Below are 25,270 nucleotides of genomic sequence, written 5' to 3' on the forward strand. Positions count from 1 at the left end.
GTACTAACATGCTTGTAATTCCATTCTCGAAAGAATATTGTGCCCGAACCATTGAAATGTGCTGTTTAATAAGCTCATGTAGGCAATGAAGTTGGTAGATTTTATGATGATTTAATGAAAATAGAAATCGAATAGTAAAATAATCCTCATTTTTTTTGAACTTCATCCGATATAAGGAGGAGACGAGACTTTAAATGAATGGGTGAGTATTATGGATATAACATCAGTTTTGGGCGTAGTCCTGGGTATTGTGGCCATCTTAGTCGGAATGGTGTTGAAAGGTGTTAGTGTAACGGCGTTGATTAACCCGGCGGCTATTTTGATCATTATTGTAGGAACGATAGCTGCTGTCGTAACGGCTTTCCCTTTGTCGGAATTAAAAAGACTACCAAAAATATTCAAGATTTTATTCTTTGAACAGAAATTGACAAAGCCTGAAGATTTAATAAAAACCTTTTCGGAATGGGCGGTCATTGCCAGGAAAGAAGGCTTATTGGCATTGGAAAGCATTTCGGATCAAGTGGATAATACCTTTTTGAAAAATGGCTTGAATCTTGCAGTCGAAGGTCAAAGTGCCGATTATATTCGTGATATTTTAGCAGAGGAAATTGACGCGATGGAAGAACGTCATTTAAGCGCGGCAGCGATTTTCAGTCAAGCCGGTACATACGCACCGACGCTTGGCGTATTGGGTGCGGTAATCGGGCTGATTGCTGCATTGGGTAATATGGCTGACACGGAGGCATTGGGACATGCCATATCTGCCGCGTTCGTCGCAACCTTGATGGGGATATACACGGGGTATGTGTTATGGCATCCATTTGCCAATAAGCTCAAACGGAAATCGCGGCAGGAGGTCCGAATCAAAGAAATGATGATAGAGGGTATTTTATCGATCATCGAAGGGGAAGCGCCAAGAACGATTGAACAGAAATTAACATCATATTTGCCTGCAGGAGATCGTAAAAAGTGGTTAGAAGGCGGTGTGAGAGAAGATGGCTAGGCGCAAAAAGAAACAAAGGCATGAAGAGCATATCGATGAATCATGGTTGGTTCCATATGCCGATATCTTAACATTGCTTCTCGCGCTTTTTATCGTCTTGTTTGCTTCAAGTTCGGTTGATGCAGTAAGGTTCCAGCAGTTGTCCAATGTATTTAACCAGGTTTTTACAAGCGGTACGGGTTTTATGGAGTTCCCAAGTGATTCCCCCAGCAATGAGCCGACGTCACCAGAACAAAGAACAGGTGCAGAAGATCTTGAGAAGCTAGGGAAAAACGAGCAAGAAGAACTTATGGAAGTTCAGGAGCGTGTAAATGCCTACATCCAAAAGAATGATTTAACGGATAAATTGGGAACGGACCTTACGGATGAAGGCATGCTGATTTCAATTAGGGAAAACGTGCTGTTCGAATCGGGTGTGGCGGAGGTGAGAAGTGAAAACCGAAAAATCGCTATGGAAATCTCGGACTTACTGGTCATGGACTTACCCAGAAACATTATCGTAAGCGGACATACCGATAATATTCCTATTAAAAATTACCAGTATGAATCCAACTGGGATCTGAGCGTGATGCGTTCCGTTAATTTTATGAAACTTCTCCTCGAAAATAAAGAGTTGGATCCCGAAATGTTCAGTGCTAAAGGACATGGGGAATTCAAGCCGGTTGCTTCTAATGGAACGAAAAAAGGAAGAGCGAAAAACCGGAGAGTTGAAATCCTAATTGTTCCACGGACAGAGATAAATGAGTGAAAACCTGTCAGGAATGGACGGGTTTTTCTTTTTGAAGGAGAATATATGGAAAGAGAATATACAAATGTGATGGAAGAGATCGTTGTGACATGGGTGCAGGTTTTAATGTCAGGTAAGGAATACCAAACATTTTGTTCATGCAGGAAATGTAAAAATGACATCATCACATTATCATTGAATAACCTGCCTAATTACTATGTAACCACGGAAGAAGGGCGGAAAAGGATATTTGGAAATTTGAATACAGAAGAAAACAGGAAATGGATCAATAAAAGAATCATCAGTGCGATACACGTTGTTGGCCAATATCCTAAACATTGATTTAAAGGCTGCCTTTATCTTTTTTCTGATATTTAAAAAAGGTGGACAACAACCGCCGAAGGAATGTCGGAAATATAGCGGTATTTCCTCATAAACAAAAGGGACAATCAATTATGTGTTTTATTTAAGGTGGCAGAGGGAACATAAATAAAGTACAAAGTAGGTTCATTCGATCAAATATTGAGGAGATGAATGATTATGGGTAAAAATATCGCATGTGTAGTAACGAATATGTTTGAGGACTCGGAGTATAGTGAACCGGCAAAAGCATTTGAAGAAGCCGGCCATACGGTAACGACGATTGAAATGATAAAAGGGAAAACTGTTAAAGGGAAACAAGGGGAGGTAGAAGTCGAGATTGATGAAAGCATCGACTCGGTGAAACCAGAACAATTCGATGCATTATTCATCCCAGGTGGGTTCTCGCCTGATCAATTGCGTGCTGACGAACGCTTCGTATCTTTCGCAAAATCGTTCATGGATGCTAAAAAACCTGTATTTGCAATCTGCCATGGACCGCAGTTGCTGATTACAGCCAAGGCACTTGAAGGACGCCACGCAACAGGATATACATCCATTAAAGTCGATATGGAGTATGCAGGTGCCACATATTTGGACAAAGAGGTTGTGGTTTGCGGCAACCAGCTTGTAACCAGCAGGACACCCGAAGATCTTCCGGCATTTAACCGGGAATCGCTCAATTTATTGAAATAATGAAAAATCCCGGCAGCTGCCGGGATTTTTCATTTTAAAGGATTCATATACTTCCATCTTTGCAGTAAAATAAAAGGAGAGACGAATAAAAAAGGAAGTGTCACGATTGATCGTATTAAAATCTGCACGTGAAATTCAAGCGATGCATGAATCGGGTAAAATTTTGGCAGCTTGTCATAGGGAGATTGCAAAGTTGATTGTTCCTGGGGTGACAACATGGGAAATAGAAGAATTTGTTGAAGGATTCTTAAAAAAACATGGTGCGAAGCCGGAACAAAAGGGTTACAAAGGGTATGAGTATGCAACATGCGCTAGCATAAATGAAGAAATATGTCATGGTTTCCCTCGTAAGACCCCTTTGAAAAATGGAGATATCGTAACGATTGATATGGTCGTCAATTATAACGGGGCCCTTGCTGACTCTGCCTGGACGTATACGGTCGGTAAGGTTTCAAAGGAAACCGAACATCTAGTGCATGTGACGAAGGAATCTTTATATAAGGCGATTGAAGTATGTGTGGAAGGAAATCGGATTGGAGATATTGGTCATGCCATACAAACGTATGTCGAAGCCGAAGGCTTCTCTGTCGTTCGTGATTTCATCGGACACGGGATAGGAAATGTCATTCATGAAGAGCCGCAGGTTCCGCATTATGGACTGCCGAATAAAGGTCCGCGTCTTAAGGAAGGCATGGTATTCACCATCGAGCCAATGGTAAACGTGGGTACATATAAAGCAAGCCGGAATCCGAATGGATGGACGGCATCCACTGCAGATGGGAAATACTCGGCTCAATACGAGCATACGATTGCCATTACGAAAAACGGTCCACTTATTCTTACCGAACAATGAACATAAAAAACAGCATCGATTATGATGCTGTTTTTTCATTTTAATCAATTGGGCGTTCCAAAGAATACAAATCTTCTTCGATATTTCCTAATCTGTCCTCAATGACTTTTTTTGCATCTTTGATACCTTCATTATAAATAAAGGGAGCGATATTTTCGAAAATGAACTGCAAGTGATTTTCAGCAGCGATTTCTCCGATTTCCTTGCCATGTTCCTGATATACATATTCTTGGATACTTTCGATCATCTTACGGCGTTTTTCTATTGGAAATTGAATGAACATTGTGACCTCCTTCATATTTGTTCTAAAAGCCATGTAATGAATTGATCCGAATCCAAAGGGAAGACGGGTACTGAAGCATGATTCCTGGTTCGTTCCAGGCACTCAGGCCAAGCCACCGCTGCTTTGACATTAGTAAGCTGTTCCAATAACAGAAGGTCACTTTCTTCTTTGATTAAAATGACCTTAGGAAAGTCCTCTTGCTTATAACCTTCAATTAAAATCACATCAGGGAGAAATAGACACAGTAATTGAATCAGCTCAGTGATAGGGGCTTCCCCCTTGAAATTGCCGAGCAACTCGATTGTTCCATCTCCTTCAACAAGTGAAGCGGCCGCCCCAGCCTGAAAGTGTTTATTGGAATCCTTCATGCCCGTGACATCCGGTTTTCCGCCATGTCCATGATGTTTTAAAACGGCTGTCTCTAATTTTGCTGCACGAAGCTTTTTGATTATATTCGATATGAAGGTCGTTTTTCCTCTATTTTGGTAGCCAACCACCTGAAAAATAAATGGCTTCACCAAGGCCATTTGCATCCTTCTTGGTCATCTAGAAGCAGGATGTCCACGAAATCTCCCGTTTGGAAACCACGGGTCCCGCCAGGTAAGACGGTCAGTGAATTGGCACCTGCCAAGCTTGTTGTAATATTGGATTTATCCACACCGCTAGGAATTACCTTCAACTGGCCGGATTCGTAAAATAATCGAGTCCGAAGCAGACGTGAGAATGGATTGGGTTTTAAGAAGTCCTCTGCCAATTGTGCCGTCTCTTTTCGTAAATGCGGATGTTCCGAAAACAGCATGGTGCGGATGATTGGTCTTGCAAATAGTTCAAAGCCGACATAACTGGCGGATGGATTGCCGGATAAACCGAATAAAAATTTGTTATTATATACCGCTACGGTCGTCACGCTACCGGGGCGCATGGCCACTTTGTTAAATAAGACATCAGCGCCAATTTTTTGATAAATATCCGGGAGAAGGTCAAAATCACCGACAGAAACTCCTCCTGTTGTAATGAGCAGATCTACTTCCTCCAAGGCAGTTGAAATGGCCTCGAAGCTTAATTTGAATTCGTCCTTAAGCTTTCCATAAAAACGAACTTCTCCTCCGGCCCTCCGAATTTGGGCGGAGATGGCATGTGAATTGCTGTTGCGAATTTTCCCGGGCTGCAACGGTTCATTAACATCAAGAAGTTCCGAACCCGTAGCGAATAATCCGACGACAGGCTTCATGGCAACTGGGACTTCGGCATAACCAAATGTTGCCAGCAAGCCGATGATCCCTGGATTGATCGCTGTTCCTTTTTTTACAAGAACATCGCCTTTCTTTGCATCTTCCCCTTGAAAAGAAACGTTTTCGCCTTCCTTAAGTGAGCGTTTAAATGATATGTATTTCTTTCCGTCTTTTTCGAATTCCTTCGTAAGCTCGAGCATGATTACGGCATCACACTCAGCTGGCATCTGAGCTCCAGTCATGATTCTTGCCACTTGATTTTTTTGTACAGGAATAGTCGATACCATACCCGCAGCCAACTCTTCAACCACTTCGAACTCGAGAGGGTTATTTATGGAACCTTTAGCCGTATCCTTGGACCTTAGGGCGAATCCATCATATGGCGAACGGTTAAAATGCGGAACATCATTGGTAGCTACTATATCTTGAGCCAAAAAACGGTCTTGGCTTTCCTCGAGGGGAATCAGTTCCATACGTCCTATTAATTTATGCTTCATCACTTTTTCCACTGCTTCTGCAATACTGATGGGCGTTCTTCTTTCTACCATGCTTACAACTCCTGTCGGTTTTCAATTTCTATATCAAATGTAGCAGAATTTTTTTGAAAATGAAAAAAATCCTCACCGGTATGGGAGGATTTGAATGTTACTTATTACGCAGTCTTCCAAGTTCTTCAGCGATCGCTTCCATTTCACGGACACTGAAATTCGTTTTTTTCATCACCATTGTATAAATATCGTGCAGCTCTTCGTACATTTCGATATCAAAATGGGTCGATTTGATTGCACCGAAGTTCATCACCTTTAATTTATCCTTGATTGCTTCGATCATAAACTCGACACTTTCGGCTGTATTTTGCGTTAAATCCATTTCCCTCATCCTTTCATACGTTCCTAAATTATTTTCATCTTTGCATGATTACCTCTAGAAGTCAATGAATATTCGGGTGGAAAACGAAGCTTGATTCTTGATTCACTTGGTCATCTCCCGCGTTTTAAAGTGAGAGAGTTTGGGAAAAGATAGGAAAAAACTTTTTTAAACATTGTATAATGGAGATAGCTACCATTATCCATCACTAATATATGACGAGGGGGAGAATATATGAGCAACATTCGAGAAGAATATAAGTGTGCTAAGAAAAGTAAATTTATGCAAGCGGTCTTTATTGGGGCGTTAGCTGGGGCTGCGATAAGCCTTTTTGATAAGGATACGCGTTATTCTGTATTGGAAAAAAGCAAAAGCTGCATGAGTAATATGAAAGAATTCGTGAAGAATCCCAATGGGGTGCTTAAACAAGTAAGTGAAACATCATCTAAGGTCCGTTCCACTGTTGAAAAAATTTCTGATGATGTATCCTTCATTTCCCAAAAGGTGGAGGAAATGAAAGACATTCCATCACAAGTTGCCCAAGTGGTGATGGAGACGAAGGAAGTTTTTGCTGCAGAGGAAGAAGAGTCGTCTTCAAGTCAACAGGAACCGATTTCCTTAAATTAGAAAATGGGGTGGAGGTATGGCCAATAAAAAAGAATGGCTGAAAGGCTCATTCTTCAAGACATTCATAAAACGGTTACAGGTGGATGATGTGTCAGGGCTTGCCGCACAGCTGTCTTATTTCTTCTTACTCTCCCTGTTTCCGTTACTTATTTTTTTATTCACTTTATTGGCCTATCTGCCATTTTCCCAAGAAGATATTTTAAACACCGTCCGTACATATGCGCCTGACGATTCGATGAAAATCATTGAGTCTAACCTAACTGAAGTGATGGAAGCGAACGGGACATTATTGTCGTTTGGTGTCATTGGAACGATATGGTCTGCTTCGAATGGAATGAATGCAATCATTAAAGCATTTAACCATGCATATGGTGTAAAAGAAAGTCGAACTTTCTTTATTTCCCGGGGAATGTCGATTCTTCTTACTTTAGCGATGATTTTTGTTTTTATTGTCGTTTTATTGCTGCCGGTATTCGGAAAACAGATCGGAATATTCCTATTTGCTGAAATTGGACAATCCGATGAGTTTCTTACGATTTGGAACCAACTTCGCTGGGTGATCAGTACGCTTGTATTTTTAATTGTGTTCACCATCCTTTATTGGATTGCGCCCAACATAAAGCTGAAATGCATAACCGTAATGCCTGGTGCTATATTTGCAACGGCAGGATGGAGTCTTGCTTCCTTTTTGTTTTCTTTTTATGTGGAGAACTACGCAAATTATTCCGCAACATATGGAAGTCTTGGAGGGATAATCGTATTAATGGTCTGGTTTTATTTATCAGGACTCATTATCATACTGGGCGGGGAAATAAATGCGCTCATAAGTGAAAAGGAAAAACCAGAATGTGTATGAGCTTCCTGGAGTTCCCGTAATAGCAAGCAAACATGCTGCGGATACTATTCAAGAAATAACAACTTTTGAAGAGGAGGAGTTCTTTCATGAGTAAAAAGGATGGCAGCACAAAGCAAAAAGGGAAAAAAGGTTCGAACCATAAAACATCAGGTTCTGCAAACGGTAAAAACGGATATCACTAAATGAAAATATCATAAAAAAAGGGAGCCTTGGAAGGCTCCTTTTTCATGTTTAGTTTCTCAAAAGTCTTAAGCTGTTCAGTATAACGAGAATTGTACTTCCTTCATGGCCGATGACACCATATGGGAGGTCTAGGAATTGAAGGAAATTGGATGCTATCAGGATCATGATGACCGAAATGGAAAAGATGACGTTTTGTTTAATGATTCGATTCATCTTCTTGGATAATTTGACTGCTTCCGCAATGCGCGGCAGGTCATTTTTCATCAGAACAACATCTGCTGTCTCCAAGGCAACATCGGTGCCTTCGCCCATTGCAATTCCGACAGATGCTGTTGCTAATGCAGGTGCATCATTGATGCCATCCCCAACCATTGCTACAGTGCCGAAATGTTCTTTCAGCCTTTTCACTTCCGTCACTTTAGTTTCTGGTAGGCATTCGGCAATATATGCATCAATATGGCTTTCCGACGCAATCGCTTTAGCCGTTTTTTCACCATCGCCTGTCAGCATGACAGTATGGATGCCCTCATTTCTCAAAGCTTCGATGGCAGTAACGGTTTCTTCACGCACGACATCTTTCAAAGTGAGTATACCGGCAATCCCTTGATCATCTTTTGCATAAACGATTGTCTTACCTTGTTCAGCCAATGTCAGTGCAATGCCATTTTGGAATCGTTCTGCTTCACTGCGACCGACGAAATCAGCTTTTCCGACTTGCCAAAGCACGCCATTGATATATGCTTGAACCCCATTACCTGAGATATCTTCCATGTTATCCGGTTTAAAGAGGTCTTTTTGCAATTTCGTTTTGGCATAACGTACGATCGATGTTGCCAAAGGGTGATTCGAATAATTTTCAACAGATGCAATATGAAATAAGAAATCTTCTTCGTTTAAATCTTCGCGGATAATGACATCCGTTACTTCCGGTTTTCCTTTTGTCAATGTACCGGTTTTATCTAAAGCAATTGCCTGCAGGTTACCTAGATTCTCAAGGTGGATGCCACCTTTAAATAAAATGCCATGACGAGCACCATTTGAAATGGCAGAAAGTGTAGCCGGCATAATAGAGGCCACAAGGGCACAAGGAGAAGCGACAACGAGCAGGATCATCGCTCTGTAGAATGTTTCGGTCCAGCTCCAACCCAAAATGAAATGGGGGACGAACATCATTAAGCCGACAACCGTCAAAACCACTTTTACATAAGTCCCTTCAAACCGTTCAATGAACAGCTGGGAAGGGGACTTTTCACTTTGAGCGGATTGAACGAGGGTGATGATTTTTTGAAATAATGTTTCACTTGCTGGTTTGGTGATTTCCACGGTAATCGTACCACGGAGATTAACCGTTCCGGCAAAAACTTCATCGTCCAATGATTTACTTACTGGTATGGATTCGCCAGTGATGGCGGCTTCATCGATATTGGTACGACCGTCTGTGATTTTCCCATCTGAAGGAACTCTCTCACCGGGTTTCACTAAAATCAGATCCCCGACATGCAGCTGTGAAACGGATACAGTTTCTTCATATCCGTTTGTGATGAGCAGTGCTTCCTCAGGCTGTAAGTCCATAAGTGCCGAGATTTCTTTATGGCTTTTATTCATCGTGTATGTCTCAAGGGCACCGCTTAAAGCGAAGATGAAAATCAATATGGCACCTTCCGTCCAGTATCCGATGACCGCAGAACCGATGGCCGCGAAAATCATCAGCATCTCAACATTCAATTCCCGGTCGGCAATCGTATCTTCTATGCCTTCTTTTGCCTTGGCATATCCACCAATCAAGAAAGAAGCTAAGTATATGACAATGGAAGTGGACTCCATTCCGTTCTTTGAAAGGGCCCAGCCCAATACTATTAATAATCCGCTGAATAATGCAGCAATAAGTTCTAGATGAGGTTTGGCTTTTTCCAACCAAGAGGTTTTGCATGTAGCCGGTTGGGTTAAATGTTTAGTATCTGTAGTCATAAGATTCCCTCCCACATTCTTCTCTATTTTGTGTAAATGATATAGATTATCATTTGTATGATATCTAATTGAGAAAGATAATCAACGTCATTTCTCTGGATAAAATATGAAAGCTGCCACCGTAATTGCGATGACAGCAATGTTTTCAAAGGTTTATAAACTTGATGTCCTTTTTGTTATTATTATAATACCACATATCTTATTCAGAAATAAAGAAGAATGATTCTAATCTAGTAAAAAATATAAAGTATCGCCTATCCAATATAGTCACTATTGATAAAAACCTTTCAAATTGAATAATAAAAGAAGTAGTCCAGATAATAAACTATACTACATAACTGAAGCAGGCATTTTCTCTTTAAACAATGCCAATGAAATGAAGACAAGCAAAAGCATGATACTGATCATGTAGAAAAAATTCCCACCTTGTATATGTTCAATAACCAGGCCGCCAAAGAATGGACCGCCGATGCTGCCGAGACTAAAGAAAATACTGCATAATAAATTTCCAGCAGGTAATAGGTTTCGAGGCAAAAGATCTGCCATATAACTGATTCCCATCGAGAAAGTCGAACCAACCATCATTCCGCCAAACATAAAGCAGAGGAAAAGGCCAAGCACTGAAAAGGAGTAAATCCCTGCAAGTGTGAATATGGTAAACCCTGAAAAAAGGATCGTCAGCAAGGTCTTTCGCCTGCCAAAGCGGTCACTGATCATTCCCAAGGGAATTTGTGTAAGCAAAGTCCCTGCAGAAAATGCCGGAATGATGATGGATACTGCGGTTAAATCGATTCCGGAGCGCAGGGCGAATACAGGGAAATTGCTATTCAATGATGCTTCAAGCACACCAAATGTGAAAGGAAGTAAAAAAGCGACCCAAGCTATGCGGCTCACTTTCGTAAACCTTTTGAGTGTGCCAAGGAATGATGTGTTTTCAGAATCATCTTGTTCAGGCAGCTCATTTCTAATAAGGAAAACAGTGGACCAAGTTAGAAGGCTAAGTATGGATGTGATGATGAAAGGCAAAGCCTGATTAATCTCGAGAAGCTTCGTCATCAGCGGGCCAACCATGAAGCCAAGACTGAAGAAAAGTCCATAAATGGCAAGATTCCTTCCACGCTTTGCTATTGGTGAAATGGCAGTGATCCATGTCTGGGTAGCAAAGTGAAGTGTATGATCGCCGATTCCAATGAAGAAACGCAGTACGAACCAAAACCAGAATGATTCCCAAACAGGAAATAAGGCAAGTGATACAATGACAGTTATCCCGCCAAATAATATCAATGGCTTATACCCGTATTTACGGAGTGGTGCTTCCATAAAAGGAGAAATCAACAGAATTCCAATATAAAGGGAGGCTGCATGAAACCCGTTTAGGGATGAGCTAATTCCGTCATTTTCAAAAATGATGGCAATGATCGGCAGAAGCATCCCTTGAGAAAACCCCGATATGCCGACAATTAAGATTAAAACGCTAAAAAGCAATTTATTATTCATATAAAATCATGTCTCCTAAGAAATGTATACCTTCTTGATGTTACATCTTAGGAAGAGGATTAATCAATAGAAATTTGGGTAAATATTGACAAGTGAGAAGTGATGATAAAATTTTCCTTTGTCTTCGCCTGAAGATTATGTATGATAGTTTTTGTTACATAATAAGAACTATAGGATTGTGAGGAGAAGTATCGTGAATAAAATATTTTTGGGGCTTGTCCTGTTAGGCGTCCCTTTATCTGTCATTGGGTCATTATTGCATTGGCCGAGTGTAATCATGTTCATAGTATATTGCTTAACAATCGTGGCGCTTGCAGGCTTCATGGGCCGGGCCACTGAAAGCTTAGCGATCGTTATGGGACCAAGGATTGGCGGTCTTTTGAATGCAACATTTGGTAATGCAGTAGAATTGATCATATCCATCTTTTCATTAAAGGCGGGGCTTGTGGGTGTCGTGTTGGCGTCTTTGACTGGTTCCGTTTTAGGAAACTTATTGTTGGTGGCAGGACTTTCATTCTTTGTCGGAGGGACAAAATACAAACGGCAGAAATTTAATGTATTCGATGCCAGGCATAATGCCGGTCTAATGATTTTTGCAGTTATTGTAGCCTTCGTCATACCGGAAGTATTCACACAAAATATGAGTGAATCAAGCACGATGTCGCTAAGTGTCGGAATTTCCATTATTTTGATCTTATTATACCTTGCTGCATTATTCTTTAAATTGGTTACTCACCGGGGGGTATATCAGCATACGGAGAAACCCGAGGAACATGAAGAGGAAGTACCGGAGTGGAGCAAGAAAAAGGCAATTATCATACTTGCTGTCGCTACATTGGCTGTTGCGTACGTATCTGAAAAACTTGTCCATACTTTCAGCGAAGTAGGGGAAACCTTCGGATGGTCGGAGTTATTCATCGGTGTCATTATCGTTGCAATCGTAGGTAACGCGGCAGAGCATGCGTCCGCCGTCATAATGGCCTATAAAAACAAAATGGATGTCGCAGTGGAGATTGCCGTTGGTTCCACGCTTCAAGTAGCGATGTTCGTAGCTCCTGTACTGGTACTTATTTCGTTAATGTATCCAACGCATATGCCGCTTGTTTTCACAATGCCAGAACTGATATCAATGGTTACAGCAGTCTTTCTGATGATCATGATTTCAAATGATGGGGAAACGAACTGGTTTGAAGGTCTTACCTTATTGGCCGCATACTTCATTATGGGAATTGGATTTTACTTATTATAAGAATGCAGGCCTTCCGATGTGGGAGGTCTTTCTTTTTATAAAATTAAAAAATAGAAATGACTCTGCTCAGGTTAGATTTAGCAGAGTCATTTCTATGTTAATAAATTACCATTCATAAGTTATTCCAAAATTTTTCATCATGCTTTTGTAAAAGTTGAGAAAATATTCTAGAGTGTCACACCATCCTTTTACATCAGATTTAAGTATAGGCGAATTCGTTTTCTGTCATCCTTTAAAAGGGTGTCATGGATTGTTCGATAAGCATACCTCCTGAAGGTTTAATAGGTATGAACGATTTCGCCTCCTTTTTATAATGTAAAATAAGTATAACCGATTTGAATAGAAAAGTAAATATTCTGAACTTTACAAATTTATTACAAAATCGAAATCGGATTGAAATGTATAGAATGTTGGCTAAAAACAAAATCTATAACAAAATGATTGAACCCCTCAAAAGGAGTGCGACAGAATGAGAAGAACTATTCTTATTACGATGATTGGCCTAATTGCCTTTATACAGGCGAATGTAAGTTTTGCAGCTGATATACCAGGAGACAAAGCAAGTCCGAATAAGGTGAATATCCCACCTTCCGTATTGAATATTACAAAGGAGAATACGTATCCGAACCCGACCCAGGATCTTCCGATGCTGCAGCCGAGTAAGTTTGCCGAACAATTGATCGATTCGTCGGATATCAAGATTGAAAATCCAGAACTCATCCATATGTTGAATGAATCGGCAATTGCAAAAGCTCCGCTTGCTTTTGGTTACAGGGCGACCATTTACCTTGGCCATTGGGCATTGAATTATGAGTCTTCGGAATCGGCACCAAACTGGGAATACCAAAAGATCAATACGAATTACTATGATAATCGCGGCGGTGAAGTTCCATACAAGATCCGTTATGTCCAGGAAAGTCAGAAGGCAGTGAGTGGCGGTCTGACAGCGAAAATCCCGAAGGCAGAGGATGTTCAAAAGATGATGCTGTTAAAAGCCACTGAGAAAACGAATTTGCCATTGGCTTTTGAAACGATCATCGGAGCTGGTACGAAAAAAGATGAAGTATACAATGTTGCTTCAAATAGGATTGGTTACTTATCCAGTTATGCTTCTGCCGTCAATGAAAAAGGCAAGGTCACATATGGGGAAGTGTATTTGAACCTAAAAGGAAATAAAAGAACCATTACGATAAAGAATATCACTTCACAAGGCATCGGTGCATGGATACCGGTTCAGGACCATGTTTCCTTCAGCTTTACAGTTTCTCAGCAACCCAGGTAAATTGAAAAACTCGCCGGATTGGCGAGTTTTTCTTCATATGGTTGACTTCCTGACCCTGAAGTCCTCTTTCGGGTAATATGCATTTTTGACGAGAACATTCGGGCCTAGACATTTGACTGCCGGGCAGTGGCAATTCAATTCATTGGCCAGTTTCGAATTCATCCATGTGTCATATGATTCGGTCAAGGGCTGGTCTTTGATATTCCCTAATGTAGGCGCGTCCCCGAAATCGGTCACGATCACTTCCCCGGTGAAAATATTGATGTTCAACCGGGAACGTCCATCAGGGTCATTTCGAACAGTCACTTTATGTGAACCATAAAGGCGTTGAAGCAGCTTTATATCCTCTTTACTGTTATTGCAAGGATAAAATGGCAGGGTACCGAAAAGCATCCAAACATTTTCATCACGGATATCAAGCAAATGATGAATCGCTTCACGCATATTGTCCAATGATAATGTTTCAAGTGCCGAAGCGAAATCGCTTGGATACATCGGATGAATTTCATGCCTTTGACATCCCATTTCATCGACGATCTGTCTGTGAATATGCTCAAGATGAGGCAATGTCCGTTTATTAAGCATCGTTTCTGCAGATACCAGCACACCAGCTTTTGTCAGGGCACGGGAATTTTCGATCATTTTATCAAATAATTTCTTTCGCTGTTCCCGAGATGGTTTTCGGTCCATCATGGCAAAGCCGATATCAATGAATTCGTCAATCGTTCCCCAGTTATGGGAAATGTGCAGAACATCCAAATAAGGAATGATTTCCTCATACCGTTCCAAGTCAAGGGTCAAATTGGAATTGATTTGTGTTCGGACCCCGCGGCTACGGGCATATTTCAATAAAGGCAAAACATAATTCTTCACTTGTTTTCTTGAAAGCATCGGTTCCCCGCCAGTGATGCTGAGCGAGCGGAGCAAAGGGATCTCATCAAGGCGCTGAATCAGTAATTCCAGCGGCAGTGCATCCGGGTCCTTGGGCTGAAGTGTGTAACCGACGGCACAATGCTCACAACGCATATTGCAAAGAGTGGTGGTGGTGAACTCCACGTTGGTGAGGCTGAGTTTTCCATATTGTTCAACGTCCATATATGCTTCCCAAGGATCATACTTGGGTGTAATTGGTGTTAAAAGATCTTGCTTGATTATTGACATATTTAAAACTCCTTACGTAATAATGCACTAACCCATTATGAACAATGGGGACAAAAATTGTCAAATTGCGGAGAGCTGGATTTATAGCTTGGCATTGCACTTTCAAGCAGATTTCGTTACGATGAAAGAAGAACGGAAGGAGAGTGCCTTATGGGAAAATCCATTACAGGTAAAAACGAACAATTAACATACTTAAAAGAACGCCTCACGATGTTCATGGAAGTTCTTGATCATATCGAACCGGAAAATACGGAGTTGGAAGATATAGACCGTTTAATCGGCATGATAGATGATTTGGAAGGCAAAGTGGAACAATTCAAAACCCGGGAAGACTAATATCTGTTTCGATAGTATGATTTTTTCAAAGTTAATATTCATGAAGGGATGACGAGAAACCTGCGTCATCCCTTTTTAATATCAAATCTTCATCTGGAAATAATTGGTGATGAAATTTGACTCATGGGCTATTTAAGGGGTTTTATCATTTCTCTCCAAAATGCTGTTCATTAAGAAAAATAATTACTTGTTTTCGAAAGATTATGTTAGATGTATAATAAAACGGGTGTTGAATCATTCGCTATTTATAGAGAAGCAGGGAAATGATTAAATCTAATCTAGGGGAAATAAGAGGGGGAAGAGAAATTTGGATATTCAAAAATTCCAAGAAAGTATGTACAGTCTTATCGTTGAAACTTCAACGAATCTTCCAAAGGATGTTCGTCGTGCGGTCAAAAGTGCAAAACAACGTGAAAATGCGGGTACTCGTTCTGCATTGAGCTTGGCCACCATCACGAACAATATTACAATGGCTGACGACAATGTATCACCGATTTGTCAGGATACTGGTCTGCCGACTTTCAAAATAAAAACTCCAGTTGGCGTGAACCAACTTGAAATAAAAAAAGCAATTCGAAATGCAATCATTTTAGCGACAAAAGGCGGAAAACTTCGTCCAAACGCAGTCGACTCTTTATCGGGCGAAAATAGCGGGGATAACCTTGGGGAAGGTCTTCCTGTCATTAAATTCGATCAATGGGAAAAAGACTATATTGATGTTCGTCTCATTTTAAAAGGGGGCGGCTGTGAAAATAAAAACATCCAATACAGTCTGCCTATGGAGCTTGAAGGATTGGGGAAAGCGGGCCGTGATTTGGACGGAATCCGTAAATGTGTCCTTCACTCTGTCTACCAAGCACAAGGACAAGGCTGCAGTGCCGGCTTCATCGGCGTTGGTATCGGAGGGGACCGTTCATCCGGATATGATCTGGCTAAGGCTCAACTTTTCCGCAGTAATGAAGATGTGAATCCGAATGAAGACCTTCGTAAACTTGAAGATTACATCATGAAGACAGCTAATGAATTGGGTATCGGCACGATGGGCTTTGGCGGCGAAACTACACTGCTTGGATGTAAAATCGGTGTTATGCACCGTATTCCGGCAAGCTTTTTCGTATCCGTTGCTTACAACTGCTGGGCGTTCCGCCGTTTAGGAGTGAAAGTCAATCCTGAAACAGGCGAAATCAATGAGTGGTTATATCAAGAAGGCGAGAAAATCGACTTTGCTCTAGAAGCAGAAAAAGCAGCGAAGGATGAAGTGGCAGCCGCTGCAGAATCGGACGTTGAAGCTTCCCGTGAAATCACCCTGCAAGCACCAATCACGGAAGAACAAATCCGTGAATTAAAAGTTGGTGACGTAGTTCATATTAACGGCAGAATGTATACAGGCCGTGATGCCATCCACAAGCACTTATCTGAAAATCCTGCACCAATCGACCTAGATGGACAAATCATCTATCACTGTGGACCAGTTATGTTGAAGGACGAAGAAGGCAAATGGCATGTGAAGGCTGCCGGACCAACAACAAGTATTCGTGAAGAACCTTACCAAGGCGATATCATGAAACGATTCGGCATCCGTGCAGTTATTGGTAAAGGCGGAATGGGACCAAAAACACTAGAAGCACTAAGTGAACACGGCGGCGTTTATCTAAATGCAATCGGCGGGGCTGCTCAATATTATGCAGACTGCATCAAATCCGTCGAAGGTGTGAACTTCACCGAATTTGGTATTCCAGAAGCGATGTGGCATCTGAATGTTGAAGGATTTACTGCTGTAGTTACCATGGATTCACATGGAAACAGTCTGCATAAAGACGTTCAGCAATCTTCATTGGAAAAATTGGCACAATTCAAAGAACCAGTATTTAAATAATTATGGAAAAAGACGCTCACCAAACGGTTGAGCGTCTTTTGCATATCTTACTCTTCGATTTGCGGCAGTGGATCGATCCTTGTTGCATCCTCTAAATTCAATCCACTTTTCACAAAATGAACAAACACTCCACCACCTAAACCAAGACAACCAACAAAGCCTAAAGTGATAACCCATTCAAGCATTTCATTCCCCCCTTGCTAAATGTATATGAAAAAAAAGGCGAAAATTACCTCCGAAAAGTACAATCTTTTGGATTGGTCGCACATACATTAGAAGAGAAAGGGGGGATTTTCATGCAGAATAGCTACTTATTATTCTTTGTCGCCATGTTAACTGGTTTTGCTTTCATCCAACTTCCTGTGGCAAACACTATTTTCTCCGGTCTTGAAACATTCCTAGACGTAGTTGGAATTGTAATCGTTCTCATTTTCGCTATCGCCATTATTTGGAAGGCGGCACAAGCGTTATTTAAAGGATAAACAAAACATGGAGGGCCAATCCTTTTCGGAGGAAAGGCCTTTTTTTGCGTTTGATAAGGTTTTGTCGGGAGAGACGTGAAATTAATTCAACTTACAGCGAGAGTAATTCGCCCCATGGGGCTAAAATTCGACCTTCACAATATCATGCATATAAATCTCCATGTTCCAAACAATAAGAAAAAAGAACATGGGGGATATTCCAATGAAAAAAATGGTGATTTTATCCGCTTTTATATGCTTGATATGCACTATGGCTAGCCCAGCTTTTGCAGAATCCTATAACTGGGGTTTCAATAAAGGAAAAAATGGGACACCTGCCGATGCCGGTAAAAAATTCAATGAAATGCTGCCTGAATATGAAGCGATTTATAAAGGGGATACAAAGAAAAAAGTCGTTTATTTAACGTTTGATAACGGTTATGAAAATGGCTATACGGCCCAGATTTTGGATGTTCTAAAAAAACATGGTGCTCCTGGAGCTTTTTTTGTCACGGGACATTATTTAAAAACGGCACCTGAGCTTGTTGTCCGTATGGCTAATGAGGGGCATATCGTAGGAAACCATTCATGGAACCATCCGGATATGACCAGTGTGACGGACGATGTGATTCGCACGGAGCTTGAGCGGGTAAAAAGAGAAACGGAAAAATTAACGGGGCAAAAGGGAATGAATTACTTAAGGCCGCCTCGTGGAGTATTTAATGAGAGAACAATGAGCATCGCAAAAAAAGAAGGGTATTACCACATCTTCTGGTCACTGGCATATAAAGACTGGATTGTTGATCAGCAAAAGGGTGCCGCGTTCGCACACGATGAAGTGCTGAAGCAGATTCATCCCGGCGCGATTTTATTACTGCATACAGTGTCGAAGGATAATGCGGAAGCGTTGGACTCAATTCTGACGGATCTTGAAAAACAGGGGTACACATTCAGTGGCCTTGATGATTTAATGATTGAGAAACAGTTGCCTAACCGAATGCTTTATTAAAATGAGAAGCGGGTCCTGTAGTGATAATTCAGGTCCCGCTTTTATCCATTCTCCTCAATTTCAAGTAATATTTCAGGAAACATGCTATAATACGTGGAAAACTGCTAAAGGATGGATCGCTTGTGTGGACAGAAAAATTACAGGTTCAAGGACCTTATAATTTCGATCTAGTTCTCGAACGATTATCGTTAGACCCACTTCAGGTAGTTGATTTTACTAACAGGACGGTAAAAGTTCCGCTATATATAGAAAAAGAACCAATCGTTTTGCAGGTTCAGGCAATAGGAAATATCGATGAACCATCTTTTATCATCAAAGGTCATTCAGAGGTGTACAAGTCAAAAGCAATCGAACGGTTAAAAAAGGTTTTTCATTGGCATCAGCCATTAGAAGGCGTTTCCCGGCATTTCCGGGAATCCGATTTGCGGGAAATCTTCGAAGAGCACCGCGGTACTGCCATAGTCTTGGACTTCGATTACTACAGTTGCCTCATCAAATGCATCATACATCAGCAATTGAACTTATCCTTTGCCCATACGCTCACGGAACGATTCGTTAAAACCTTCGGCTACCAGATGGAAGGTGCCTGGTTTTATCCTACACCGGAAACAACCGCCCAACTTCAAATCGAGCAATTAAGAGCCATTCAATTCAGTGGCCGGAAAGCGGAATACGTCATCGGACTTTCCGAGCAGATCATTCAGGGCCATCTCAACCTTGATATAATGGAAAAGCTATCCGATCAAGAGGTTATGGATACACTAATAAAAATACGCGGTATCGGTAGATGGACGGCTGAAAACTTCCTGCTTTTTGGGCTTGGTCGGCCGAACCTATTTCCTAAAGCCGATATTGGCATTCAAAATGCCTTGAAAATATTATATGGCTTACCGCAAAAGCCAACCCAAGAAGAAATGGAGTCCTATAGTGTGAAATGGGCTCCATATCTAAGCTACGCTTCCCTCTATTTGTGGAGAAGCATTGAAAAACGGAGTGAAAAGAAATGACAAACATTCAAGATACAAAACTAGAAGTGAATCAAACCCTTCCCCTTACGATTAAACGGCTTGGCATTAACGGGGAGGGAGTCGGTTATTTCAAAAAGAAAGTCGTCTTCGTCCCAGGAGCATTGCCTGGTGAAGAAATTGTAGCTTTGGTCACAAAGGTTCAGCCAAACTTCACCGAGGCGAAAATAAAAACCATCCGTAAAGAATCACCGCATCGCATTGCAGCGCCATGTCCGGTTTACGCTGAATGCGGCGGATGTCAGTTACAGCATTTAAGCTATACCCAGCAGCTTATTGAAAAACGTGATATCGTCATTCAAGCGATGGAACGTCATTCGGAATTCCCAGTTTCTTCATTAAATGTAAAAGAAACGATCGGCATGGAAGATCCTTGGAATTACCGCAATAAAAGTCAGTACCAAGTTGGCCAAAAAGATGGCAAATTGATTGCTGGTCTTTACGGCTTGAATTCCCATACATTGATCGATATCCCGAATTGCCTTGTACAGCATAAGGCAACAAATAAAGTAACACGTACAGTGAAAAAGATACTAAAGAACCTGAACATCTCGATTTATAACGAAAGAAAAAGGAAAGGTGTTATCCGTACAGTCATTACACGGGTAGGCTTTGAAACAGGTGAAGTGCAGGTTGTCCTCGTTACAGGGGCAGAGGAAATTCCACAAAAAGATCAGTTGCTTAAACAAATTAGGGACCAACTGCCAGAAGTGAAATCGGTCGTTCAAAACATCAACAACCAGAACACATCACTTATCTTTGGCGAAAAAACGATTCACCTGGCAGGCGAAAAAGTCATCAACGAAACATTGGGTGACTTATCATACGAACTATCAGCCCGTACATTCTTCCAGCTTAACCCGGTCCAAACTGTTCGCTTATATGATGAAGTGAAAAAAGCAGCAGCCTTAACGGGCACGGAAAAAGTGGTGGATGCTTATTGCGGTGTTGGAACCATTGGGCTATGGCTGTCTGAAAATGCCAAGGAAGTCAGAGGAATGGACGTCATTAAAGAATCCATTGAGGACGCCAAGAAAAATGCCGAAAAACATAAACGCAACAATGTATACTATGAAACAGGCAAAGCCGAGAATATCCTTCCACGCTGGACCAAGGAAGGCTGGAAACCGGACGTACTGGTCGTCGATCCGCCAAGATCCGGCTGTGATCAATCTTTACTGCAGACAATCTTGAAAGTTAAACCGAAAACCATAGTGTACGTATCATGTAACCCGTCCACATTGGCGAAGGACTTACAAGAACTGGGCTCTTCTTATCGTGTGGAGGCCATGCAGCCGGTGGACATGTTCCCGCAAACGAGCCATGTTGAAGTAGTTACCTCGTTGAAGTTGATTAAAGAATAAGCAGAGTGATCCGGGAATCTGTAAAAGGTTCTCGGATTTTAATCTGCGTTTATTTCCATCCATTTGTGAAATAATGAAAGTACTGTGAAAATCGAGAAATACATAGGAGGTTTTTGGATGCATAATCATGATATATTAATTCGATTAAGATATGCGCTGGATATTAAAAATAAAGATATGGTAGAAATATTTAAACTCGGGGAGATTGAAGTGACAAGAGAAGAAGTCATGCAGATGCTAACCAAGCCAAAAGATGATTACTATGATGAATATGATGATGATATGGATGAAGATGAAGATGGGATAAACTGCAATAACATGATGTTAGAGTCCTTTTTAAATGGTTTGATCATTTTTAAAAGAGGGAGACAAGAACCAAAACCTGGTCAGCCTCAAAGTCAGGCACCGGCTGTAAAGAGTAAGGAAAGTGTGAATAATATCCTTCTGAAAAAACTGAAAATAGCATTGACATTAACCAGTGAGGATATGATTGATATCTTGGAAGAAGCAGGAGTCATGATAACTAAAGGAGAATTAAGCGCTATATTAAGAAAAGTGGGTCATAGGAATTATAAAGAGTGCGGGGATCGATACGCCAGGAATTTCTTAAAAGGATTAGCTTTGAAATATAGAGGATAAGGGTTCATTAACGGTTTTTATCAGGCGCATCATGATAATTAGGCCTTGATTTCGGGAAAAGCACTTTTCCGATTTCAAGGTCTTTTTCTATTCGTATGAACGTTATTGAAGACATTAGAAAGTGCGAAATATTTAAAAAAGCAGAAGGCATCCCTAAGACACCTTCTGCATAATCATACAAGTTCATTAACCTTTTAAAAAGTCTGGTTTTGCAAAATTGGGGTTGGGATATTTATAGAAGCCTTCTCCTGCTTCTCTTCCGATTTTCCCTTTATCGATATACTCTGTTTTGAATAGATTAGCCAGCTTTTCAACATCTGGATCACCTGTCGTCTTCGCTTTTGCAAGTGAAATATTATAAGCGGTAATGAAGGTTCACGAGCAGCTTAAAGCCGAAGTTGACGGGGAAGATCTAGCTGGTGTCCTCATTGTTTATCAAGATAGGTGCGTTATATGTATAATACATTAAAGAATCGCGATATCTTTCCAAATACAAGACCAATGCAACATACTTTCAAGTGGCCTGCGGTATATATGCTTCATTATCGGTGCTTCTAATGGATCAAATCCAAAGGAGTTTACTATGTGGATGAGTTATTGTTAAATACCAATAATCATTATGGTCAATATTTGGCCTTTTATATGACGAGTTTTGTAATTGGGGAAAACAATCATTCAGATGGTCCGTTACTTTACAGAATGAAAAAGGTGAATCAATATGTGAATTTTAAGTCCGCATTACTGTAGGGAGCTGGCTTAAATTTTCAACTAAATAAGGTTGTGCACAAGGTGTGGATAATGGAAGAAGGAAATAGGGGAAATCCTCATTCTTCAAACTTTCCTCCTGATAATGTGCATAACTTTTTTGTTTTTTTGTTCTCTTTGTACGTGAACGTAACTTCAATATCAGGAGCAGGTCAGCAGCTCTTTTTTTTATGTTGTAATGGACTTAAGCGTCCATTAGTACAATGTAAAACAGACAAAAAAGAGGATGATTAATCCCCTTAGTTTACTTGTCTTCATTTGTTTGTTCATCAGATTTTTGGACGATTTCTTTTAATTCCCCGATGTCACCTTTTGCATTGATAATCTCAAAAATCTCATTTAGGCCTTCTGAGGTTTTTTCATCTTCTGTTTTCACTATAACCCTCCTTAGTTGTGGTTATTTGTTAATGTCTCCAAAAACCAGAAGATAAAACATCATTTACCTAGAAAATTGATGATGATATTCTCTTCGGGTTTTCGTTGATATAAGGGCATTTTAGGCGGATGTTTATTGTAAAACTATAAAAATTCCGATTTTTTTGTCCGTACAATATGGACAACGTTAAAATTATCTATTATTATGATTGTTATAACTCTTAGTATAAAGGGATTTGCGCTACTTCCTTATGTGTTTTTGGGGAGGACACGTGTATTTTTGAAAAAAAGGAAAAAAATACAATGTTTTTTAAATAGGGGTAAAACATATAAAGATCCTGCATTTATTCCAACCATCAATGAGGGGGTATATTAAATGTCAAGTGAAATATTAAATCGATTTTTGAAAGAAAATTTGGAAGATTTAAAAGAAAAGGGACTTTACAACGTTATAGATCCGGTGGAAGGTCCAAACGGTCCGGTAATCACCATTGCAGGCAGGGAGTTAATTAATTTATCATCCAATAACTATTTAGGTTTAGCAACAGATCGACGATTAATAGAGGCTTGCATAGAAGCGACGAAAACATATGGTGTCGGAGCCGGTGCCGTTCGTACAATTAACGGAACATTGGATATTCACGTCAAATTAGAAGAAAAGCTTGCCGAGTTTAAACATACAGAAGCAGCCATAGCTTATCAATCTGGATTTAACTGTAATATGGCAGCGATTTCAGGAGTGATGGATAAACACGATGCCATTCTTTCAGACGAACTGAATCATGCTTCAATCATTGATGGATGCCGATTATCCAAGGCGAAAATTATTCCCTTTATCCATTCCGACATGGACGATTTACGGACAAAAGCACGTCAAGCAAAGGAGTCCGGGTTGTATAACAAAGTTATGATCATTACCGATGGAGTTTTCTCGATGGATGGGGATATTGCCAAGCTTCCTGAAATTGTGAAGATTGCCGAAGAGTTCGATTTAATTACGTATGTTGATGATGCGCATGGTTCGGGAGTATTAGGAAATGGTGCAGGAACGGTAAAACATTTTGGGTTATCGGATAAAGTGGATTTCCAAATTGGAACATTATCCAAAGCCATTGGTGTTGTTGGAGGCTATGTAGCAGGAAAGAAAGATTTGATTGATTGGTTAAAAGTGAGAAGCCGTCCATTTTTATTTTCAACGGCTGCCACACCGGGAGCAGTTGCAGCTAGTATAGAAGCCATCGATATTTTGATGAATAGCTCAGAACTTCAAAATAAGCTGTGGGAAAACAGCGATTATTTGAAAAAAGGCCTAAAAGAATTAGGGTTTGATATCGGGGAGAGCGAAACACCGATTACGCCTTGCATTATAGGAGATGAAGCAAAAACGCAGCAATTCAGCAAGAGGCTGAATGAAGAAGGTGTGTATGCTAAATCCATCGTATTTCCTACCGTTCCTAAGGGTACAGGAAGAGTGAGGAATATGCCTACTGCTGCTCATACAAAAGAGATGCTGGATCGTGCAATTGCCATTTATGAAAAAGTAGGAAAAGAGATGTCAATCATATAAGAGATTGCTTGTTTCGGAGTTTAAAACATGGGGAGGGATTTTGATGAAAAAGGTCTTGGTAACGGGGGCTTTAGGTCAAATTGGTTCAGAACTGACGCTGAAAATGAGAGAGATTTACGGGTCTGATAATGTCATTGCAACGGATATTCGAAAAACGGAGAGCAATGTTGTCCTATCAGGTCCATTTGAGACTTTGGATGTTACCGATGAAAAAGCGATGTTTAACATTGCCAAAAAACACGAAGTGGATACGATTATTCATTTAGCTGCATTATTGTCAGCAACAGCTGAAAAGAAGCCTCTTTTAGCTTGGAATTTAAATATGGGCGGATTGGTTAATGCTTTGGAAGCGGCACGAGAACTTAATTGCCGATTATTTACACCTAGCTCTATTGGAGCGTTTGGTCCTACCACTCCTAAAAATTGGACACCGCAAGACACGATTCAACGGCCGAATACGATGTACGGAGTGAATAAAGTATCGGGTGAGTTATTATGTGATTATTATCATCATAAATTTGGCGTAGATACGAGGGGGCTTCGATTCCCGGGACTGATTTCATATGTCACACCTCCTGGCGGTGGAACAACCGACTATGCAGTAGAAATTTACTATGAAGCGATTAAAAATAAGCGATATACCTCTTACATTGATAAGGGAACGTATATGGATATGATGTATATGCCTGACGCTTTAAATGCCATCATTACATTAATGGAGGCAGATGCCTCAAAGCTAAAACATCGGAATTCTTTCAATGTATCTGCTATGAGCTTTGCCCCGGAACAAATCGCAGCCGAAATTAAAAGACATATTCCTGATTTTGTCATGAATTATGACGTCGATCCCGGAAGACAATCTATTGCAGACAGTTGGCCAAATAGCATAGATTCAACTTGTGCAAAGGAAGAATGGGGATTCAAGGCGGAATATGATTTAGAGAAAATGACGAAGGATATGTTGGTGAAGCTGGGATTAAAGTCACTTTTAATTACCGCTTAATCAGCC

29 protein-coding genes and 1 pseudogene are annotated in these 25,270 nt (G+C 40.7%); 20 read left to right on the forward strand and 10 right to left on the reverse strand.

Translation table 11 applies throughout. The features are described from left to right. Positions 1 to 211: 211 nt before the first annotated feature. From motA to map, 5 genes are all read left to right on the forward strand, one after another. Positions 212 to 1,003, forward strand: a complete 792-nt coding sequence (motA, locus tag NYE63_RS03165; protein WP_342604044.1) for a flagellar motor stator protein MotA — start codon at positions 212 to 214, stop codon at positions 1,001 to 1,003. Further along, positions 996 to 1,751: a flagellar motor protein MotB gene (gene motB / locus NYE63_RS03170; protein ID WP_342604045.1), complete on the forward strand. Its 756-nt coding sequence runs from the start codon at positions 996 to 998 to the stop codon at positions 1,749 to 1,751. Before motA ends, motB begins: the two co-directional genes overlap by 8 nt. A gap of 45 nt (positions 1,752 to 1,796) precedes the next feature. Then, positions 1,797 to 2,072 carry a late competence development ComFB family protein gene (locus NYE63_RS03175; RefSeq protein WP_342604046.1) on the forward strand — a complete coding sequence of 92 codons (276 nt, stop codon included), beginning with the start codon at positions 1,797 to 1,799 and terminating at the stop codon, positions 2,070 to 2,072. A 198-nt stretch (positions 2,073 to 2,270) separates the two neighbouring features. After that, positions 2,271 to 2,786 (forward strand): type 1 glutamine amidotransferase domain-containing protein, encoded by a 516-nt coding sequence (locus NYE63_RS03180; protein WP_342604047.1) that lies wholly within the window; start codon positions 2,271 to 2,273, stop codon positions 2,784 to 2,786. Between the two features lie 106 nt (positions 2,787 to 2,892). Then, positions 2,893 to 3,639, forward strand: a complete 747-nt coding sequence (gene map, locus NYE63_RS03185) for a type I methionyl aminopeptidase (RefSeq protein ID WP_063234699.1) — start codon at positions 2,893 to 2,895, stop codon at positions 3,637 to 3,639. 40 nt (positions 3,640 to 3,679) lie between these two features. Here the strand turns inward: map and NYE63_RS03190 are convergent, their stop codons facing one another. From NYE63_RS03190 to NYE63_RS03205, 4 genes are all read right to left on the reverse strand, one after another. After that, complete coding sequence (locus NYE63_RS03190) at positions 3,680 to 3,922, reverse strand: DUF2164 domain-containing protein (protein ID WP_063234700.1); 243 nt, start codon at positions 3,920 to 3,922, stop codon at positions 3,680 to 3,682. Positions 3,923 to 3,933: 11 nt separating this feature from the next. Continuing rightward, positions 3,934 to 4,449, reverse strand: coding sequence for a molybdopterin-guanine dinucleotide biosynthesis protein B (mobB, locus tag NYE63_RS03195; protein ID WP_342604048.1), 516 nt, complete (start codon positions 4,447 to 4,449; stop codon positions 3,934 to 3,936). Continuing rightward, positions 4,437 to 5,702, reverse strand: coding sequence for a gephyrin-like molybdotransferase Glp (gene glp, locus NYE63_RS03200; protein WP_342604049.1), 1,266 nt, complete (start codon positions 5,700 to 5,702; stop codon positions 4,437 to 4,439). The genes mobB and glp overlap by 13 nt, the downstream gene beginning before the upstream one ends. A gap of 97 nt (positions 5,703 to 5,799) precedes the next feature. Then, positions 5,800 to 6,024 (reverse strand): DUF1128 domain-containing protein, encoded by a 225-nt coding sequence (locus NYE63_RS03205; protein ID WP_034305672.1) that lies wholly within the window; start codon positions 6,022 to 6,024, stop codon positions 5,800 to 5,802. 231 nt (positions 6,025 to 6,255) lie between these two features. Here NYE63_RS03205 and NYE63_RS03210 point away from each other — a divergent pair, with 231 nt between their 5' ends. Together NYE63_RS03210 and NYE63_RS03215 are read left to right on the forward strand one after the other, a co-directional pair. After that, complete coding sequence (locus NYE63_RS03210; protein ID WP_342604050.1) at positions 6,256 to 6,648, forward strand: YtxH domain-containing protein; 393 nt, start codon at positions 6,256 to 6,258, stop codon at positions 6,646 to 6,648. Positions 6,649 to 6,664: 16 nt separating this feature from the next. Then, the gene (locus tag NYE63_RS03215) at positions 6,665 to 7,504 is read left to right on the forward strand and encodes a YihY/virulence factor BrkB family protein (RefSeq protein WP_342604051.1); all 840 of its coding nucleotides are present in this window, start codon (positions 6,665 to 6,667) and stop codon (positions 7,502 to 7,504) included. 231 nt (positions 7,505 to 7,735) lie between these two features. On the opposite strand, the gene NYE63_RS03220 is transcribed toward NYE63_RS03215, so the two are convergent. Both NYE63_RS03220 and NYE63_RS03225 read right to left on the reverse strand, forming a co-directional pair. Next, entirely contained in the window at positions 7,736 to 9,655 is a 1,920-nt protein-coding gene (locus tag NYE63_RS03220) for a heavy metal translocating P-type ATPase (protein ID WP_342604052.1), read from the reverse strand. A 330-nt stretch (positions 9,656 to 9,985) separates the two neighbouring features. Next, positions 9,986 to 11,152, reverse strand: a complete 1,167-nt coding sequence (locus tag NYE63_RS03225) for an MFS transporter (protein ID WP_342604053.1) — start codon at positions 11,150 to 11,152, stop codon at positions 9,986 to 9,988. Positions 11,153 to 11,342: 190 nt separating this feature from the next. Between NYE63_RS03225 and cax the strand changes: the two genes are divergently transcribed. Next, positions 11,343 to 12,401, forward strand: coding sequence for a calcium/proton exchanger (cax, locus tag NYE63_RS03230; RefSeq protein ID WP_342605669.1), 1,059 nt, complete (start codon positions 11,343 to 11,345; stop codon positions 12,399 to 12,401). A 469-nt stretch (positions 12,402 to 12,870) separates the two neighbouring features. Continuing rightward, positions 12,871 to 13,683: a YfkD family protein gene (locus NYE63_RS03235; RefSeq protein WP_342604054.1), complete on the forward strand. Its 813-nt coding sequence runs from the start codon at positions 12,871 to 12,873 to the stop codon at positions 13,681 to 13,683. Positions 13,684 to 13,716: 33 nt separating this feature from the next. On the opposite strand, the gene yfkAB is transcribed toward NYE63_RS03235, so the two are convergent. Next, positions 13,717 to 14,844 (reverse strand): radical SAM/CxCxxxxC motif protein YfkAB, encoded by a 1,128-nt coding sequence (yfkAB, locus tag NYE63_RS03240; RefSeq protein ID WP_342604055.1) that lies wholly within the window; start codon positions 14,842 to 14,844, stop codon positions 13,717 to 13,719. 150 nt (positions 14,845 to 14,994) lie between these two features. Between yfkAB and NYE63_RS03245 the strand changes: the two genes are divergently transcribed. Both NYE63_RS03245 and NYE63_RS03250 read left to right on the forward strand, forming a co-directional pair. Continuing rightward, positions 14,995 to 15,180, forward strand: a complete 186-nt coding sequence (locus tag NYE63_RS03245; protein ID WP_034305661.1) for an SE1561 family protein — start codon at positions 14,995 to 14,997, stop codon at positions 15,178 to 15,180. 307 nt (positions 15,181 to 15,487) lie between these two features. Then, complete coding sequence (locus NYE63_RS03250; protein WP_342604056.1) at positions 15,488 to 17,056, forward strand: fumarate hydratase; 1,569 nt, start codon at positions 15,488 to 15,490, stop codon at positions 17,054 to 17,056. 47 nt (positions 17,057 to 17,103) lie between these two features. On the opposite strand, the gene NYE63_RS03255 is transcribed toward NYE63_RS03250, so the two are convergent. After that, positions 17,104 to 17,241 carry a hypothetical protein gene (locus NYE63_RS03255; protein ID WP_342604057.1) on the reverse strand — a complete coding sequence of 46 codons (138 nt, stop codon included), beginning with the start codon at positions 17,239 to 17,241 and terminating at the stop codon, positions 17,104 to 17,106. A gap of 111 nt (positions 17,242 to 17,352) precedes the next feature. On the opposite strand from NYE63_RS03255, the gene NYE63_RS03260 reads away from it, so the two are divergent. From NYE63_RS03260 to NYE63_RS03280, 5 genes are all read left to right on the forward strand, one after another. Further along, complete coding sequence (locus NYE63_RS03260) at positions 17,353 to 17,538, forward strand: hypothetical protein (protein ID WP_342604058.1); 186 nt, start codon at positions 17,353 to 17,355, stop codon at positions 17,536 to 17,538. A 202-nt stretch (positions 17,539 to 17,740) separates the two neighbouring features. Next, positions 17,741 to 18,526 carry a delta-lactam-biosynthetic de-N-acetylase gene (gene pdaA / locus NYE63_RS03265; protein ID WP_342604059.1) on the forward strand — a complete coding sequence of 262 codons (786 nt, stop codon included), beginning with the start codon at positions 17,741 to 17,743 and terminating at the stop codon, positions 18,524 to 18,526. A 122-nt stretch (positions 18,527 to 18,648) separates the two neighbouring features. Continuing rightward, complete coding sequence (locus tag NYE63_RS03270; RefSeq protein WP_342604060.1) at positions 18,649 to 19,533, forward strand: DNA-3-methyladenine glycosylase; 885 nt, start codon at positions 18,649 to 18,651, stop codon at positions 19,531 to 19,533. Continuing rightward, on the forward strand, positions 19,530 to 20,915 hold the full coding sequence (gene rlmD / locus NYE63_RS03275; RefSeq protein ID WP_342604061.1) for a 23S rRNA (uracil(1939)-C(5))-methyltransferase RlmD: 1,386 nt from the start codon (positions 19,530 to 19,532) through the stop codon (positions 20,913 to 20,915). Before NYE63_RS03270 ends, rlmD begins: the two co-directional genes overlap by 4 nt. A 117-nt stretch (positions 20,916 to 21,032) precedes the next feature. Then, a complete protein-coding gene (locus tag NYE63_RS03280; RefSeq protein WP_342604062.1) occupies positions 21,033 to 21,554 on the forward strand; it encodes a DUF1456 family protein in 522 nt (173 codons plus the stop codon). A 186-nt stretch (positions 21,555 to 21,740) separates the two neighbouring features. Here NYE63_RS03280 and NYE63_RS03285 read toward each other — a convergent pair. Next, positions 21,741 to 21,920, reverse strand: a pseudogene (locus tag NYE63_RS03285) (3-hydroxyacyl-CoA dehydrogenase); the annotation flags it as partial. Positions 21,921 to 22,139: 219 nt separating this feature from the next. Between NYE63_RS03285 and NYE63_RS03290 the strand changes: the two are divergent. After that, positions 22,140 to 22,301 (forward strand): hypothetical protein, encoded by a 162-nt coding sequence (locus tag NYE63_RS03290; protein ID WP_342604063.1) that lies wholly within the window; start codon positions 22,140 to 22,142, stop codon positions 22,299 to 22,301. 51 nt (positions 22,302 to 22,352) lie between these two features. Next, complete coding sequence (locus NYE63_RS03295; protein ID WP_342604064.1) at positions 22,353 to 22,553, forward strand: hypothetical protein; 201 nt, start codon at positions 22,353 to 22,355, stop codon at positions 22,551 to 22,553. 10 nt (positions 22,554 to 22,563) lie between these two features. Here NYE63_RS03295 and NYE63_RS03300 read toward each other — a convergent pair whose 3' ends face one another. After that, positions 22,564 to 22,695: a hypothetical protein gene (locus tag NYE63_RS03300; RefSeq protein WP_257790335.1), complete on the reverse strand. Its 132-nt coding sequence runs from the start codon at positions 22,693 to 22,695 to the stop codon at positions 22,564 to 22,566. 375 nt (positions 22,696 to 23,070) lie between these two features. Here NYE63_RS03300 and NYE63_RS03305 point away from each other — a divergent pair, with 375 nt between their 5' ends. Together NYE63_RS03305 and NYE63_RS03310 are read left to right on the forward strand one after the other, a co-directional pair. Continuing rightward, positions 23,071 to 24,261 carry a glycine C-acetyltransferase gene (locus NYE63_RS03305; protein ID WP_342604065.1) on the forward strand — a complete coding sequence of 397 codons (1,191 nt, stop codon included), beginning with the start codon at positions 23,071 to 23,073 and terminating at the stop codon, positions 24,259 to 24,261. A 43-nt stretch (positions 24,262 to 24,304) separates the two neighbouring features. Then, positions 24,305 to 25,264, forward strand: coding sequence for an L-threonine 3-dehydrogenase (locus NYE63_RS03310; protein WP_063234717.1), 960 nt, complete (start codon positions 24,305 to 24,307; stop codon positions 25,262 to 25,264). Positions 25,265 to 25,270: the final 6 nt, after the last annotated feature.

Origin of the sequence: Peribacillus sp. FSL E2-0159, from assembly GCF_038643155.1 — a bacterium.
Taxonomy (GTDB): domain Bacteria; phylum Bacillota; class Bacilli; order Bacillales; family DSM-1321; genus Peribacillus; species Peribacillus simplex.

Excerpts from the sequence above, each read along its gene's own strand:
- NYE63_RS03310 (WP_063234717.1), top strand. The coding sequence starts at position 24,305 with ATGAAAAAGGTCTTGGTAACGGGGGCTTTAGGTCAAATTGGTTCAGAA.
- NYE63_RS03260 (WP_342604058.1), top strand. The coding sequence starts at position 17,353 with ATGCAGAATAGCTACTTATTATTCTTTGTCGCCATGTTAACTGGTTTT.
- NYE63_RS03225 (WP_342604053.1), bottom strand. The coding sequence starts at position 11,152 with ATGAATAATAAATTGCTTTTTAGCGTTTTAATCTTAATTGTCGGCATA.
- NYE63_RS03235 (WP_342604054.1), top strand. The coding sequence starts at position 12,871 with ATGAGAAGAACTATTCTTATTACGATGATTGGCCTAATTGCCTTTATA.
- motA (WP_342604044.1), top strand. The coding sequence starts at position 212 with ATGGATATAACATCAGTTTTGGGCGTAGTCCTGGGTATTGTGGCCATC.
- NYE63_RS03215 (WP_342604051.1), top strand. The coding sequence starts at position 6,665 with ATGGCCAATAAAAAAGAATGGCTGAAAGGCTCATTCTTCAAGACATTC.
- NYE63_RS03245 (WP_034305661.1), top strand. The coding sequence starts at position 14,995 with ATGGGAAAATCCATTACAGGTAAAAACGAACAATTAACATACTTAAAA.
- yfkAB (WP_342604055.1), bottom strand. The coding sequence starts at position 14,844 with ATGTCAATAATCAAGCAAGATCTTTTAACACCAATTACACCCAAGTAT.
- NYE63_RS03205 (WP_034305672.1), bottom strand. The coding sequence starts at position 6,024 with ATGGATTTAACGCAAAATACAGCCGAAAGTGTCGAGTTTATGATCGAA.
- NYE63_RS03255 (WP_342604057.1), bottom strand. The coding sequence starts at position 17,241 with ATGCTTGAATGGGTTATCACTTTAGGCTTTGTTGGTTGTCTTGGTTTA.
- NYE63_RS03280 (WP_342604062.1), top strand. The coding sequence starts at position 21,033 with ATGCATAATCATGATATATTAATTCGATTAAGATATGCGCTGGATATT.
- NYE63_RS03210 (WP_342604050.1), top strand. The coding sequence starts at position 6,256 with ATGAGCAACATTCGAGAAGAATATAAGTGTGCTAAGAAAAGTAAATTT.
- rlmD (WP_342604061.1), top strand. The coding sequence starts at position 19,530 with ATGACAAACATTCAAGATACAAAACTAGAAGTGAATCAAACCCTTCCC.
- NYE63_RS03220 (WP_342604052.1), bottom strand. The coding sequence starts at position 9,655 with ATGACTACAGATACTAAACATTTAACCCAACCGGCTACATGCAAAACC.
- NYE63_RS03180 (WP_342604047.1), top strand. The coding sequence starts at position 2,271 with ATGGGTAAAAATATCGCATGTGTAGTAACGAATATGTTTGAGGACTCG.
- mobB (WP_342604048.1), bottom strand. The coding sequence starts at position 4,449 with ATGGCCTTGGTGAAGCCATTTATTTTTCAGGTGGTTGGCTACCAAAAT.
- motB (WP_342604045.1), top strand. The coding sequence starts at position 996 with ATGGCTAGGCGCAAAAAGAAACAAAGGCATGAAGAGCATATCGATGAA.
- pdaA (WP_342604059.1), top strand. The coding sequence starts at position 17,741 with ATGAAAAAAATGGTGATTTTATCCGCTTTTATATGCTTGATATGCACT.
- NYE63_RS03305 (WP_342604065.1), top strand. The coding sequence starts at position 23,071 with ATGTCAAGTGAAATATTAAATCGATTTTTGAAAGAAAATTTGGAAGAT.
- NYE63_RS03175 (WP_342604046.1), top strand. The coding sequence starts at position 1,797 with ATGGAAAGAGAATATACAAATGTGATGGAAGAGATCGTTGTGACATGG.
- NYE63_RS03190 (WP_063234700.1), bottom strand. The coding sequence starts at position 3,922 with ATGTTCATTCAATTTCCAATAGAAAAACGCCGTAAGATGATCGAAAGT.
- glp (WP_342604049.1), bottom strand. The coding sequence starts at position 5,702 with ATGGTAGAAAGAAGAACGCCCATCAGTATTGCAGAAGCAGTGGAAAAA.
- NYE63_RS03295 (WP_342604064.1), top strand. The coding sequence starts at position 22,353 with ATGGAAGAAGGAAATAGGGGAAATCCTCATTCTTCAAACTTTCCTCCT.